The organism is Methylorubrum subtropicum (assembly GCF_038442325.1).
GTDB lineage: Bacteria > Pseudomonadota > Alphaproteobacteria > Rhizobiales > Beijerinckiaceae > Methylobacterium > Methylobacterium subtropicum.
Map to the genome: position 1 here is coordinate 1 of NZ_JBBXMW010000043.1, position 12923 is coordinate 12923.

11 protein-coding genes and 1 pseudogene are annotated in these 12923 nt (G+C 69.9%); 5 read left to right on the forward strand and 7 right to left on the reverse strand.

Annotation, left to right across the window (positions count from 1 at the left end):
* From AAHG03_RS26755 to AAHG03_RS26770, 4 genes and pseudogenes are all read right to left on the reverse strand, one after another.
* Positions 1 to 111 (reverse strand): annotated as a pseudogene (locus tag AAHG03_RS26755) (ISAs1 family transposase); the annotation flags it as partial.
* A gap of 213 nt (positions 112 to 324) precedes the next feature.
* Entirely contained in the window at positions 325 to 1383 is a 1059-nt protein-coding gene (locus AAHG03_RS26760) for a CorA family divalent cation transporter (RefSeq protein WP_342154870.1), read from the reverse strand.
* Positions 1384 to 3012 (reverse strand): inorganic phosphate transporter, encoded by a 1629-nt coding sequence (locus tag AAHG03_RS26765; protein ID WP_342154872.1) that lies wholly within the window; start codon positions 3010 to 3012, stop codon positions 1384 to 1386.
* 102 nt (positions 3013 to 3114) lie between these two features.
* The gene (locus AAHG03_RS26770; protein ID WP_412759805.1) at positions 3115 to 3321 is read right to left on the reverse strand and encodes a DUF1674 domain-containing protein; all 207 of its coding nucleotides are present in this window, start codon (positions 3319 to 3321) and stop codon (positions 3115 to 3117) included.
* A gap of 96 nt (positions 3322 to 3417) precedes the next feature.
* Between AAHG03_RS26770 and AAHG03_RS26775 the strand changes: the two genes are divergently transcribed.
* Positions 3418 to 4782, forward strand: a complete 1365-nt coding sequence (locus AAHG03_RS26775; protein WP_412759806.1) for an RsmB/NOP family class I SAM-dependent RNA methyltransferase — start codon at positions 3418 to 3420, stop codon at positions 4780 to 4782.
* A 131-nt stretch (positions 4783 to 4913) separates the two neighbouring features.
* Here AAHG03_RS26775 and AAHG03_RS26780 read toward each other — a convergent pair whose 3' ends face one another.
* Entirely contained in the window at positions 4914 to 5075 is a 162-nt protein-coding gene (locus tag AAHG03_RS26780) for a hypothetical protein (RefSeq protein ID WP_342154876.1), read from the reverse strand.
* Positions 5076 to 5382: 307 nt separating this feature from the next.
* On the opposite strand from AAHG03_RS26780, the gene AAHG03_RS26785 reads away from it, so the two are divergent.
* A complete protein-coding gene (locus tag AAHG03_RS26785) occupies positions 5383 to 6456 on the forward strand; it encodes a hypothetical protein (protein ID WP_342154878.1) in 1074 nt (357 codons plus the stop codon).
* Positions 6457 to 6492: 36 nt separating this feature from the next.
* Here the strand turns inward: AAHG03_RS26785 and AAHG03_RS26790 are convergent, their stop codons facing one another.
* Both AAHG03_RS26790 and AAHG03_RS26795 read right to left on the reverse strand, forming a co-directional pair.
* Positions 6493 to 7563 (reverse strand): cytochrome-c peroxidase, encoded by a 1071-nt coding sequence (locus tag AAHG03_RS26790; protein ID WP_342154880.1) that lies wholly within the window; start codon positions 7561 to 7563, stop codon positions 6493 to 6495.
* A gap of 113 nt (positions 7564 to 7676) precedes the next feature.
* Positions 7677 to 8039 (reverse strand): cupredoxin domain-containing protein, encoded by a 363-nt coding sequence (locus AAHG03_RS26795; protein ID WP_342154882.1) that lies wholly within the window; start codon positions 8037 to 8039, stop codon positions 7677 to 7679.
* A gap of 189 nt (positions 8040 to 8228) precedes the next feature.
* Between AAHG03_RS26795 and AAHG03_RS26800 the strand changes: the two genes are divergently transcribed.
* From AAHG03_RS26800 to AAHG03_RS26810, 3 genes are all read left to right on the forward strand, one after another.
* Positions 8229 to 11081 (forward strand): EAL domain-containing protein, encoded by a 2853-nt coding sequence (locus tag AAHG03_RS26800; protein WP_342154884.1) that lies wholly within the window; start codon positions 8229 to 8231, stop codon positions 11079 to 11081.
* 202 nt (positions 11082 to 11283) lie between these two features.
* Positions 11284 to 12141 (forward strand): manganese catalase family protein, encoded by an 858-nt coding sequence (locus tag AAHG03_RS26805; RefSeq protein WP_342154886.1) that lies wholly within the window; start codon positions 11284 to 11286, stop codon positions 12139 to 12141.
* A gap of 95 nt (positions 12142 to 12236) precedes the next feature.
* On the forward strand, positions 12237 to 12746 hold the full coding sequence (locus AAHG03_RS26810; protein WP_342154888.1) for a ferritin-like domain-containing protein: 510 nt from the start codon (positions 12237 to 12239) through the stop codon (positions 12744 to 12746).
* Positions 12747 to 12923: the final 177 nt, after the last annotated feature.

Here is a 12923-nt window from a genome sequence, read left to right on the forward strand (position 1 = left end):
GCCGCACAGCGTGGCCGCCAGGGCGACCAGCAGAACCTCGTCCAGGGGATGGCGCGCGTTGGCGGCGCGCGGGTCCGGCACCGCCGAAAACAAACCCTGCACTTCCAGCATCGATCACCTCCTGTCTGTAAGGAGGCGTCAACGCATGGCCTTCAACGCGGATCGGCACGCCGATCCGCCATATGCGATAGCCCTGCCCGCAAGGGGAGGGGGCAGGGGTGGGGGTCGGTCAGAAGGCACCGGGGCGCTTCATCCTGCACCACCCCCACCTCCTACCTCCTCCCCGCAAGGGGGAGGAGAAGCCCGCGGCTCGGTCGGCGCCCCCTACCGCTCCTTGGACGGCCCGATCCCCATCCGGCGGATCAACAGAAACACCGCCGCCGCCGAGACGACGGCCAAACACATCGCCAGCGTCGAACCGTCCTCCATTTCCGAGAACGGCAACCCCTTGGTGTTCATCCCGAACAGCCCGGTCACCAGCGTCGGCGGCAGAAAAAGGGCGGTGAGGATCGACAGCGTGTGGAGCTGGCGGTTCGAGGCGCGGGCGAGTTGGGCCGAGAGTTCGTCCTGAAGCAGGCGGCTGCGCTCGGCGAGCACCTGCATGTCGCGCTCGACCGCGTCGAGGCGCTGCGACATCCGGGCGGCGGTGGAGAGGACCGGCTCCGGCAGCCCCTCGTCCTCCTCCTGTTCGAGGCGGTGGAACACCGAGCGCAACCCCAGCAGGTGGCGGCGCAGGCGCACGGCCTCGCGGCGGATCGGCCCGAGGCGGCGGCTCTCGTCGCGGATTCCATCATCGAGGATGTGGTCCTCGATCTCGTCGAGTTCGTCGCCGCGATGGGCGACCGTGCGGGCCATCGCGGCGACCACGCCGCCGACGAGGTGTTCGAGCAGCGCCGCCGGGGCGGGGAAGCGGCGTCCGGCGGTGGCGGCATCGTGGGCGGCGTCGGGGCCCTGGATCGGATGGCGGCGGCCGGTGACGAGGAGGTCGTCCGCCGTCACGAAATGCAGGCGGCCGGCGGCATCGGGGCCGGGCCGCTGGCGATCCTCCGCGCCCGCCCGGACGAGGTCGGCCACGACCCCGCCGACATGCGCATCCTCGATCGCCACGCGCTGATGCGGGTCGGCGGCGAAGGCCGCCGCCGCGAGTTCCGGCGGCCCGAACCGGCCCTCCGCGACGAGGGGGCTGAGGCGCGCATCGACGAGATTAAGGTGCAGCCAGAGGAAGCCGTCGCCGGGCCGCTCCGGCACCGGCTCGCCCGGCGCCAACACGCGCCCGCGGCCGGCGGCATCGAACTGCATCGCCCAGAGCAGCCCCGGCACTGAGGGCTCGCACAGGAGGGGCGCGAGGATGCTCAGCGTCTCCGGCATCGTCTCGGAGCGCATTCAGAACAGCTTGGAGAACAGCACGTAGAGGGTGCCGGCAAGCAGCATCGCCACGGGCAGCGTCAGCAGCCATGCCAGCGCCAGGGCGCGAAGCGTCCCGAATTGCAGGCCGGAGCGGTTGGCCGCCATGGTGCCGGCGACGCCCGACGAGAGGACGTGCGTGGTCGAGACCGGCAGGCCATAGAGGTCGGCCGCCGCGATCGTCGTGGCGGCCACGAGTTCGGCGGACGCGCCCTGCGCGTAGGTCAGGTGGGTCTTGCCGATGCGCTCGCCGACGGTGACGACGATGCGCTTCCAGCCGACCATCGTGCCGAGTCCGAGCGCCACGGCGACCGCGACCTTGACCCAGGTCGGAATGAAGCGCGTCGCTTCGTCGAGATGACCCTTGTAGGCCTTGAGCGTGCCGGCCTCCGCCGGGGACAGCTCGCTCTCCTTGTCCTTCATGAGGAAGCGGATCGCTTCGGAGGCGAGGTACATGTCGTTGCGGGTGTTGCCGACGGCCTCAGCCGGCACCTGCGCGAGGCTGCCGTAACGCTCGACGGACTCGCCGATCTGGCGGATCAGCACCGAGAGCGACGGGTAGGTGCCGCCATCGACCTTCTGCGCGGCGACGTAGGCCGTCACTGCGGGCCGGGGATCGCCGATGATGTCGTAGCCCGCGGCTTTGGCAGCCACCACCTTGGAGGCGGCCTCCGAGGTCTGGCGGAACTGCGCCACCGAGGAGTCCGGCAGCGCCCGGTTGAGGGCATAGGCGGTCGGCACCGTGCCGATCAGGATCAGCATGATCAGCCCCATGCCCTTCTGTCCGTCGTTGGAGCCGTGGGCGAAGGACACGCCGGTGCAGGTCGCGATCAGCAGGCCGCGGATCCACAGGGGCGGCGGCGCCTTGGCGTCGGGTTCGGCGTAGAGGGCCGGGTTCTTTACGAGTGTTCGCAGCGTCAGCAGCAGGGCGCCCGCGGCGAGGAAGCCGACCAGCGGCGAGAGCAGCAGAGACCAGCCGATCTCGGTGGCCTTCGACCAATCGACGCCCGAAGTGCCGGAGCGACCGTGCATCAGCGCATTGGCCGCGCCCACGCCGATGATCGAGCCGATCAGCGTGTGCGAGGAGGAGGCCGGCAGGCCGAGCGCCCAGGTGCCGAGGTTCCAAAGGATCGCGGCGATCAGCAGCGCGAACACCATGGCGAAGCCCGCACCCGAGCCGACCTGCAGGATCAGCTCCACCGGCAGCAGACTGACGATGCCGAAGGCGACGGCGCCCGACGAGACGAGCACGCCGAGGAAGTTGAAGAAGCCCGACCAGACCACCGCGACGCCCGGCGGCATCGCGTGGGTGTAGATCACGGTCGCCACCGCGTTGGCGGTGTCGTGGAAGCCGTTCACGAACTCGAAGCCGAGCGCGATCGTGAGCGCCACGAACAGCAGGATGTAGGGGAGGTAGGTGGTGATGCGGGTGCCGGTGGCCGCGACATCCTCGTGGATGCTGAAGGCCACGTAGGCGAGCGCTGCGAGGAGCGCCGCCACGATGGCGATCAGCAGAGGGAGGGGATGGCCCTTCTCCAAGTCGGGCCGCCCGCGCCGCTCCGCGGAGGGCTGGGCGACGCCCAGGCCCTGCACCGACGATCCCGCCATGCCGATCTCTCCCCGTGCGGATTAAGGGTCGATCTCCGCACGTAGGGAGCCTCACCTGCGCTCTACGACAGTCTGATGACGGAAAGCGGCCAGGGCCGTGCCTCAGAAGTCGGAGGCGAGGCCCTTCACTTCCCAATCGGTGTAGCGCACCGGCTCCAGGCCGCCGCGGCCCTTCCGCTCCGGCTGCTTGGCGATCTCGGCGGCGCGGGCGTCGATGGCGGCGCGGCGCTCGGCGGCCTCCGTCAGCGCCCGCTGCGCCGCCGGGCTCAAGGTCCGGGTGTCGCGCGGCTCGGTCGCGTCGTCGCTCATATCCGTCTTTCCTTGCATCTGCCGCTCTCAGATGGGAGTGCGTCGGGTTCGGGGCGAGCCCCCCTTGTTTTTCCGCATCCGAGAACGGCCGAAAGCGTGGCACCGAGACCGACCCATCGCAACCCGACCCCGCCGCCCATCGATCCCTCGATCCCCGGCCTCGCGGCGCGGCGCGCGGCGGCCACCGCCGTCGCGACCCTGCTCGGGCCCGCCCGCGGGCTGGCGCTGGAGGATGCGCTGGCACAATCCGGGCGCGGCCTGAACCTGGAGCCGGGCGACGCCGCGCTCGCCCGCGCCATCGCCACGGCGAGCTTCCGGCGGCTCGGCTTCCTCACCGCGGCGCTCGAAGAGCGCCTGCGCGATGGCCTGCCGCAGAAGACGGACCTGCTGGCCCTGCTGGTGACCGGCTCGGCCCAGATCCTCGACCTCGCGGTGGCGGACCACGCCGCCGTCGATCTCTCGGTGCGCCTCGCCAAGGCCGATCCGCAGCTCACGCATCTCGCGCCGCTGGTGAACGCGGTGCTCCGCCGAATCGTCCGCGAGCGCGACGACATCCGCGCCGCCGAGTCCGATCCGCTGGCGCGCAACACGCCGGACTGGCTCGCGAAGCGCTGGATCGCCACCTACGGCGAGGAAGCTGCCCAAAAGATCGCCGCCGCGCATCTCGAAGGCGCGGCGCTCGACGTGACCGTGCGGGACGATGCGGAGGCCTGGGCTGAAAAACTCGGCGGGCGCCGGCTCGCGCTCGGCTCGCTGCGCCTCGAAGGCCGCGAGGCTGTGGCCGGGTTGCCGGGCTACGACGAGGGCGCGTGGTGGGTGCAGGACGCCGCCGCCGCGCTCCCCGTACGGTTGCTGGCGCCGCAACCGGGCGAGCGGGTCGCCGACCTCTGCGCCGCGCCGGGCGGAAAGACCGCTCAGGTTGCCGCCGCGGGGGCCCACGTCACCGCCGTCGATCGCTCGGCGGCCCGGCTGGAGCGCCTGCAACGCAACCTGGAGCGGCTGAAGCTGTCGGCGGAAATCGTCACCGCCGACGCCCTCGATCTGCCGGAGGACAAGCCGTTCGACGCGGTGCTCCTCGACGCGCCGTGCTCGGCGACCGGCACGATCCGCCGCCATCCCGACGTCGCCTGGACCAAGAGCGAGGCCGACATCATCCGCCTCGCCGGCCTCCAGCGCCGCCTGCTCGACAAGGCGGCGCGGCTGACGATTCCGGGCGGGCGGCTCGTCTACTGCACCTGCTCGCTGGAGCCGGAGGAGGGCCCGACCCAGATCGCCGACTTCCTCGCTCGGAACGGTGAGTTCGAGCGCTTGCCGCTGGATTCTGAGCGAGTCGGGGGCCATGCGGAACTGATCGACCCCAACGGCGATCTGCGCACCCTGCCGAGTCATCTCGGCGGCGGATCGGGCAGGGGAGGGGGGCTCGACGGATTTTTTGGGAGTTTGCTGCGGCGGCGAGTGTAACCGTCGCCATTCCGGGGCTCGCCGCAGGCGAGAACCCGGAATCCACGACTGGCCGCGCGGCTTTGTTCAGCGTCGCATCACGGGTGGATTCCGGGTTCCGCTGCGCGGCCCCGGAATGACGGCTCGACGGTTCAAACCGAAACCTTCAGCCCCACTCCGATCACCGCGAGCCCCGCCACCAGCGCGATGCCGCCCGCGGTCTCCAGTCGGGCGGTCCAGGCCGGGTAGCGGCCCGCCTGGACCGCGAAGACGGCCCCTGCGGACAGGCAGGCGAGGCTGACGAGCACGGCCATTCGGTGTTCCCGGTGCAATCGGTGAATCGCCGCCCGTGCGGCGCGACAGGGTCTCGTCCCTGGCTTGCCCACACCGGCTTCACGAATCGTCAACGCGCGGGATGCGCCCTCGGACCTCCCCGGCATTCCCGTTGTCCACAGGCCGGCGCGACCGTCCGGACGCCGCTTTCGCACTGCGAAAAGCACAGCCTGCGGGTGCAGGCGCGTTAACCTTCGCGAAAGGTCCGTCAACAAAACCTTAGCGCGACGGTTCGCATTTGGTTAGGTTTTCCTCAACGAAATCCTCTCCTTCCGATCCGGCGGCGCCATGTCTCTCGTGTCCAGCGTTTGGGTGCGTTCTCCCGTCGTGCTTGCAGCGGCCGCGGGTCTCCTCGTTCTCGGGACGGGGGCGGCGAGCGCCCACGTCAAATGGTTCTGCGCCTTCGACGTGGCGGGCCAGCCCCGCGGCCTCGCCGAAGTGCTCTGCACCGATTTCGAGCTGATGACGGGGCTGGCCATCCTCTGCCTGATGGTCGGGTGCCTCGCCGAGGGCACGGGCTTCGGCACGGCGCTGCTCAACGCCCTCGACCGGGTGACCGCCCGGCTGCGGGAGGACACGAGCCTGATCGTGCGGGCGGTGGTCGGCTTCTTCCTCGTCTCGGTGTGGAACCTCGGCGGCATCATCCTGACGCCCGAACTCAAGACCGACGCGGCTTGGATCCCGTGGCTGCAGCTCGCCATGGCCGGCTGCCTGATCTGGAAGCGGACGCTGCCGCTCACCGCGCTCGGCATCGTCTTCCTGTTCGGCTTCGCCGTCTGGAACTACGGCGCGTTCCATCTCGCCGATTACCCGGTCTTCCTCGGGGTCGCCGCCTACCTCGCCCTGACCGGCCTCGACCGCACCTTCTTCGGCCACCGGCCGATCGACGTGGTGCGCGCCACCGCCGCCGTCACGCTGATGTGGGCCTCCGTCGAGAAGTGGGCCTACCCGCACTGGACCGACCCGCTGCTCGCCGCCAAGCCCGCCATGACCATGGGCGCCAGCCCTGAGACCTTCATGCGGGCGGCGGGCGTGATCGAGTTCACCCTGGCGTTCGCCCTGATCTGGACCCCGCTGGTGCGCCGCGCCTCGGCCATCATCCTGGCGGCGGTGTTCATCTCGGCGATCTTCGAGTTCGGCAAGGTGGACGCGATCGGCCATTCGGGCATCATCGCGGTGCTGATCGCCATCGCGGCCGACGACGCCCGGGTGCCGGCCACCCGCCGCGACGCGGTCCTCGCCCCGGTCTACTATGTCGGCGCGCTGACGGCCTTCCTCGGCGTCTACTACCTCGCCCACAGCGTGATGTACGGCGACCTCTACGACGCCGCGAAGGTGGCGAGCGGCGTGCCGGTGATCTGAACGCCCGACGCAGGATCCGAAAAGAGCCGTCGTGCCCTACGGGCGCGGCGGCTCTTCCGTGATCGGCCTGTGCGCCGGGCCGTCGGCGCCGGCATCGGTCAGGGTTTCGAGGAAGGCGATCAGGTCGGCCTTCTCCCCCGCCGACAGGTTCAAGGGGCGGATGTCGCGGGAGCGGCTCGGGCGGTCGATGCCGCCCTTGTCGTAAAGCTCGACCACCTCGGCGAGGTCCTTGTGCGCGCCGTCGTGCATGTAGGGCGGGCGGCGGGCGACATTGCGCAGCGTCGGCGTCTTGAAGGCGTAGCGGAGCGCCGTCGAGTTCGGGAAGAACCGGCCCCGGCCGATGTCGTCGCCGGACGCCGTGCCGATGTCGTGGAACGAGCCGTCGGTGAAACTGTGGCCGGAATGGCAGGCGTCGCAGCCGGCCTTGCCGGTGAACAGGTCGAAGCCGCGCTTGGCCGCCGGGCTCACGGCACCGGTCTCGCCCGCGACCCAGGCGTCGAACGGGGCGGGGCCCGCCACGATCAGGCGCTGGAAGGTGGCGAGCGCCTGCTCGATCCGCAGCCGCGTGACCGGACGCGCCTCGTCCGCGGCCTCCGGGAAAGCGGAGCGGAACGCTTCCGAATAGGCCGGCATCGCGTTCAGGCGCTCGACCAGGAGCGTCTCCGGCATGTTCATGTTGGTGCGCGCCGTGAGCGGCACGATGGCGACCGATTCGAGATCGCGGAAGCGTCCGTCCCAACCGAGGCTGCGCTCGATCCAGGCGACGTCGAGCAGCGTCGGCGTGCGCACCGCCATCGGCCCGTCGTCGTTGCGCATCGCCCGCGGCTTATCGTCGGTCCAGTCCTGCGCGGGCAGATGGCAGGTGGCGCAGGCCCGGCTCTCGTCGCGCGACAGGGCGGTGTCGAAGAACAGCGCGCGGCCGAGTTCGGCCTTGGCCCGGCTGTAGGGATTGTCCTCGGGGAAGGGGATCGCGTCCGGTCGCCGGTACTCGGCCAGCCGTGCGGTCCGGTCGGCCTCACCCGCGACGCCGACCGCCCAGGCGCATCCCATGATGCCCATCAGGACCGCCGCCGCGTGGACCGCCGCCTTTGCCGTTCTCGTCGCCATCCGAACCTCTGGGGCCGGACGTTATCGCTTGATAGTTTTCGAATGATGAATTCGCCGGACTGTGTTTCCGCGGCGGCGCGTTCACTTCTCCGTTCGATCACTTCTCCGTTCGATCACTTCACCGTGACGGCGAGCTTCATCTTGGGATGGATGCCGCACAGGACCGTGAAGCTGCCCTTGGTCGGGAACGCCACGACGCTCCGGCTGCCCGGCGCCTGCTCGCCGATGTCGAAGTTGAAGTCCGGATGGTCGAGATAGGCGTGATGCACGAGTTCGCCGTCGTCGTTGACGATTTCGACCTTCTCTCCGGCGTTGAGCGCGACCGCGCCGGGGGCGAAGGCGCGGCCCTTCTGGGTGACGCGCTGGGCGACCTGCCCGACCGCCGCCAGCGAGACCGCGCCCGCGCCGAGGAGGCATCCGGCCAGCACGCCGCCGGCCGCGAGTCGTTTCAGCCGAGTCCGGCCCGCGTGAGGCATGCGCTGATGTCCCGAAGTCGGGGGGCGCCCTCGCGCCGACCCGAGCCACAACCTAGCGATCGCTGGTTGCTCTCACCTTAACGTGAGTGGGGCGCCGAAGCGCGGGGGGCGAAGGGGCCAGCGTGTCCGAGTGGACATTACCTTAACGAATGTGGGGGAATGTCACGGGGCGGAGTACCCCACGAGCCGATGACTGCCCTCCGGACCCCGATACGTTTCGCCCGCTGGCGCGCCGCTTCCCGCGCGCTGCTGCGCATCGGCGGGACCATCCGCGGCCGCATCCTCCTCGCTTTCCTGATGCTGAGCGCGATCACCGCCCTGCTCGGCGGCTACGCGGCGCTCGGCATCGCCACCACGGGCCAACTCGTCGACAAGACCTACGACCGCTCGCTGATGTCGATCAATTACGCCCGCGCCGCCGCGGCCGACTTCGCGGCGATCCAGGCGGCGGTGGCACGCGCGCGGCTCGCGACCGAACCGGGCGAGCGGCAGGCCCAGGAGACCCGCATTGCTTCCCTGGTGGAGACCTTCGAGGAGGATCTCGGGATCGCCGCCGAGCGCGCGCAATCGGCCCGCGCCGCCGCGGAAGCCGCTTCCGCCAAGGAGGCGGTGACCTACTGGCTCGCCGCCCGCCGCGAGTTCGGCGCCGGGGTGCAGACGGCCGATGTCTGGCAGGCCCTCGACGCGCATGCCAAGGCGGCGGAGCAGCATATCGACCTGCTCATCAACTTCACCGCGGGCGACGGCTTCTCCTACCGTCAGGCGGCCCGCGCCCTCGTCGCCCGCGACGTGCGGCTCAGCATCGCCGCCACCCTGTTCGCCATCCTGCTCTCGGGCGCCGTCGCGTGGCTGCTGTCGCGCCGGATCGTGCGGCCGGTGGCCGAGGCCTCCGCCGCCGCGACCCGCATCGCCGCGGGCGATCTCGCCGTGCCGGTGCCCGACGGCGGCGCCGACGAGTTCGGCGCCCTGCTGCGCGCCATGGACGGGATGCGCGGCAACATCGCCGCGATGATGCAAGAGGAGGTGGCCCAGCGCCGCTCGGCGCAAGGGTTGCTCGCCGACGCGGTCCAGGGGTCGAGCGAGGGCATCGTCGTCGCCGACGCCGCCGGCCGCATCGTCATGGCCAACGACCGCTTCGCCGCGCTGCTCGGTCTCGATCCGGTGGAGGTCGCGTCGCTGCGATTGGCCGATGCCCACGGCTCGGTCGTCGCCGACGCGCTGCTGGCCATGTGGGCCCACGGCACCTCGGCGGTCGAGCGGAAGAACTCCGACGGACGCTGGCTGCGCCTCAGCCGCAGCCCGACCCGCGACGGCGGCTTCGTCGCCGTCTGCTCCGACATCTCTCGCCTCAAGCAGCAGGAGGACCAGCTCAAGCGCAGCAACCTCCAGCTCGACGCGGCGCTGGGCAACATGCTCCAGGGCCTGTGCCTGTTCGATGCGGACGGGGGGCTCCTCGTCCACAACCGCCGCTTCTGCGATATGTTCGGGATCGAGCCCGGCGCCCTGCATCCCGGCATGAGCCTGCGCGCCATGGCGACCGTCGTCGCGGCGGGCGCGGCCTTCGACGACACTCGTGCCCTCGATCTGCTGCTGGAACAGGAGGAATTTTTACGCGCGGGCCAAAGCGGTGCCCTGTGCCGCTCGATCCGCGGCGACTTCATCGTCTCGGTGCGCCAGCAATCGACCGCCGAGGGCGGCTGGATCGCGACCTACGAGGACGTCACCCAGCGCTTCGAGGCGGAGGCGCGCATCATTACCATGGCCCGGCGCGACGCCCTGACGGGGCTCGCCAACCGCATGGTGTTCGCCGAGCGCCTGGAGGAGGCCGCCGCCCGCCTCGACGAAGGCCGGGGCTTTGCCGTGCTCTGCCTCGACCTCGACCGCTTCAAGGAAGTCAACGACAGCTTCGGCCATCCGGTCGGCGACGCGCTCCTCAAGGGCGTGGCCGAGCGGCTCCAGGCCTGCCTGCGCGAGAGCGACCTGCTGGCCCGCCTCGGTGGCGACGAGTTCGCCATCGTCCAGTCCGGCTCGCGCCTGCGCGACGACGCCGTGGCGCTCGCCGACCGCCTGATCCGCATCTTCGAGGAGCCCTTCATCCTCGACGGTCACGTCGTCTCGGTCGGCGTCAGCGTCGGCATCTCGCTCGCCCCCGAGCACGGCTCGAACCCCGAGGCCCTGCTCAAATGCGCCGACCTCGCCCTCTACCGCGCCAAGGGCGGCGGACGCGGCGGCTGGTCGTTCTTCGACGAGGAGATGGACCTCGAACTGCGCAAGCGCCGCGCCCTGGAGAACGATCTCAAGCAGGCCGTCGCCAACGGCGAGTTCGAACTGTTTTTCCAGCCCATCGTCAGCCTCACCCATGGGCGCGTCGCCTCCTGCGAGGCGCTGCTGCGCTGGAAGCATCCTGAGCGCGGCTACGTCTCGCCCGCGGAGTTCATTCCGCTGGCCGAGGAGACCGGCACGATCGGCGCCATCGGCGAGTGGGTGCTGCGCCGCGCCTGCCGCGAGGCCGCGTCCTGGCCGAGCGGCGTCGCCGTCGCGGTCAACGTCTCGGCGGCGCAGTTCCGCAACGCCGCGGTGGTGCGCGCCGTGATGGAGGCGCTGACCGAGAGCGGGCTGCCGGCCTACCGCCTCGAACTGGAGATCACCGAATCGGTGCTGCTCACCGACAACGTGGCGACGCTCGCCACCCTGCACACCCTCAAGCGTCTCGGCGTGCGCGTCGCCATGGACGATTTCGGCACCGGTTATTCCTCGCTCAGCTACCTGCAGAGCTTCCCCTTCGACAAAATCAAGATCGACCAGTCGTTTGTCCGCAACCTCGACGTCACCGGCAATTCGCGGCTCATCGTCCGCTCGGTGGTCGGCCTCGGCCGCAGTCTCGGCATGACGGTGACGGCGGAGGGCATCGAGACCGAGGCGCAGATGGAGCAACTGCGCCTGGAAGGCTGCGATGAGGCGCAGGGCTACCTGTTCAGCCGCCCCGTCCCGGCGACGGCGATCCACGCGCAGTTCGAGCGGTTGCGCCTCAAGGCGGCCTGATGAGTCGAGCTTGAGCTTGATGAAGCCGGGCTCAACCTAAGTTAAATCGATCCGTCGCCCAAGAACAACATATGTTCTGCGGCGTCGGTCAAAGCATCTTCTTCTGAACAATCCGCGATTCGAGCGATTTCCCCGCCATCGAAACCGTCGCGGCCCTCCGGCCGCTGCGCTTCCGCTGAGCTGAGCCGAGGAATCGCGCCCGGTGTACTATCACGACAAGCGTCTGCAATATCCGGTGCGGGTGGACAGCCCGGACCCGGTCTATGCCCGCATGCTGCAACAGGCGATCGGCGGCGTCGAAGGCGAAATCCGCGTCTGCATGCAGTACTTCTTTCAGGCCTGGGGCAATCGCGCGCCCAACACCAAGTATCGCGACATGCTCCTCCACACCGCGACGGAGGAGATCGGCCATATCGAGATGCTGGCGACCGCGGTCGCGATGAACCTCGAGAACGCGCCGACCAAGGTGCAGGAGGCGGGCGCGGCCGACGCCATCGTCGGCGCCGTGATGGGCGGCGAGAACCCGCGCCACATCGCGGAGGGGATGCTGCACAAGCACCTGCTCTCGTCCGGGATGGCGGCGTTTCCGGGCAATTCCGACGGCGTGCCGTTCGACATGAACCACATCTACGCCAGCGGCAACATCGCGGCCGATATGTACTGCAACGTCGCCGCCGAGGCGACCGGGCGGACGCTGGCCGTGCGCCTGTCCAACGCCACCAACGATCCCGGCATGAAGGATATGTGGTCCTTCCTCATCGCCCGCGACACCATGCACCAGCAGCAATGGCTCGCGGTGATCGAGGAACTCGGCGGCACGGAAGGCGCGCTGCCGATCCCCAACAGCTTCCCGCAGGCGGAAGAGAACCAGACCTACAATTACAGCTTCTTTGCCACGAGCCGCGACGGCACCCCGCCGCCCGAGGGTCGCTGGACGCAAGGCTGCTCGATCGACGGCAAGGGCGAGTTCAACGTCTACCAAGCCGAGCCGATGGGCCAGGAGCCCGTCCTCGGCCCGGCCCGCCCCGACAGCGGCGCCGAGACCCAGCAGATCGGCTGACCCTTCCTTTCGCGACGCCTCCGGCCGTCCCGGGCTCCCGCCCCGGGGCGGCCGGAGGCGTCGCCACCTCGACGCAACGAACGGGAGACACCACCATGGCCCTCGACGCCCGCGACATCTACGTCACTGCCCTCAAGAACACCCACGCCCTCGAAATGCAGGCCCTCCAGATCATGGAGCGCCAGGTCGAGCGGCTCCAGAACTACCCCGAGATGGAGGAGGCTCTGCGCCGCCACATCGAGGAGACCCACGGCCAGCGCACCCGCCTGGAAGAGGCGCTGCAATCGCTGGGCGACAGCCCTTCCGCCATCAAGGAGGGCTTTCTGGGCTTCGTCGGCAACATGATGGCGCTCGGCCACACCCCGGCCCAGGACGAGATCCTGAAGAACACCTTTGCCAACTACGCCTTCGAGAACTTCGAAATCGCGGCCTACCACTCCCTCCTCGCCATCGGCGACGCCGCCGGCCAGGGCGCCAGCCTCACCGGCTTCCGCCAGTCGCTGCAGGAGGAGGAAGCCATGGCCCAGCGCGTCCGCACGCTCATCGAACCGACCACCCGCCGCTACGTCGACCTCACGGTCGCCGGCGAACGCGCCGACCGCTGATTCTTTTTCGGTTGCTCGACGGAAGAAGAGGGGAGGGGCCCTGTAACTCTCCCCGTCATTGCGAGGCGAAGCCGAAGCAATCCAGGGCTCCGCATTTTTCGGAGAAGCCGCGCCGCCGATGACGGGACGCCCGAACGGCAAAAGGCCCGCGCTGTGTAAGCGCGGGCCTTTTCGTTC

Coding starts and splice junctions, on each gene's coding strand:
- AAHG03_RS26760 (WP_342154870.1), bottom strand. CDS start 1,383: ATGCGCTCCGAGACGATGCCGGAGACGCTGAGCATCCTCGCGCCCCTC.
- AAHG03_RS26765 (WP_342154872.1), bottom strand. CDS start 3,012: ATGGCGGGATCGTCGGTGCAGGGCCTGGGCGTCGCCCAGCCCTCCGCG.
- AAHG03_RS26770 (WP_412759805.1), bottom strand. CDS start 3,321: ATGAGCGACGACGCGACCGAGCCGCGCGACACCCGGACCTTGAGCCCG.
- AAHG03_RS26780 (WP_342154876.1), bottom strand. CDS start 5,075: ATGGCCGTGCTCGTCAGCCTCGCCTGCCTGTCCGCAGGGGCCGTCTTC.
- AAHG03_RS26785 (WP_342154878.1), top strand. CDS start 5,383: ATGTCTCTCGTGTCCAGCGTTTGGGTGCGTTCTCCCGTCGTGCTTGCA.
- AAHG03_RS26790 (WP_342154880.1), bottom strand. CDS start 7,563: ATGGCGACGAGAACGGCAAAGGCGGCGGTCCACGCGGCGGCGGTCCTG.
- AAHG03_RS26795 (WP_342154882.1), bottom strand. CDS start 8,039: ATGCCTCACGCGGGCCGGACTCGGCTGAAACGACTCGCGGCCGGCGGC.
- AAHG03_RS26800 (WP_342154884.1), top strand. CDS start 8,229: ATGACTGCCCTCCGGACCCCGATACGTTTCGCCCGCTGGCGCGCCGCT.
- AAHG03_RS26810 (WP_342154888.1), top strand. CDS start 12,237: ATGGCCCTCGACGCCCGCGACATCTACGTCACTGCCCTCAAGAACACC.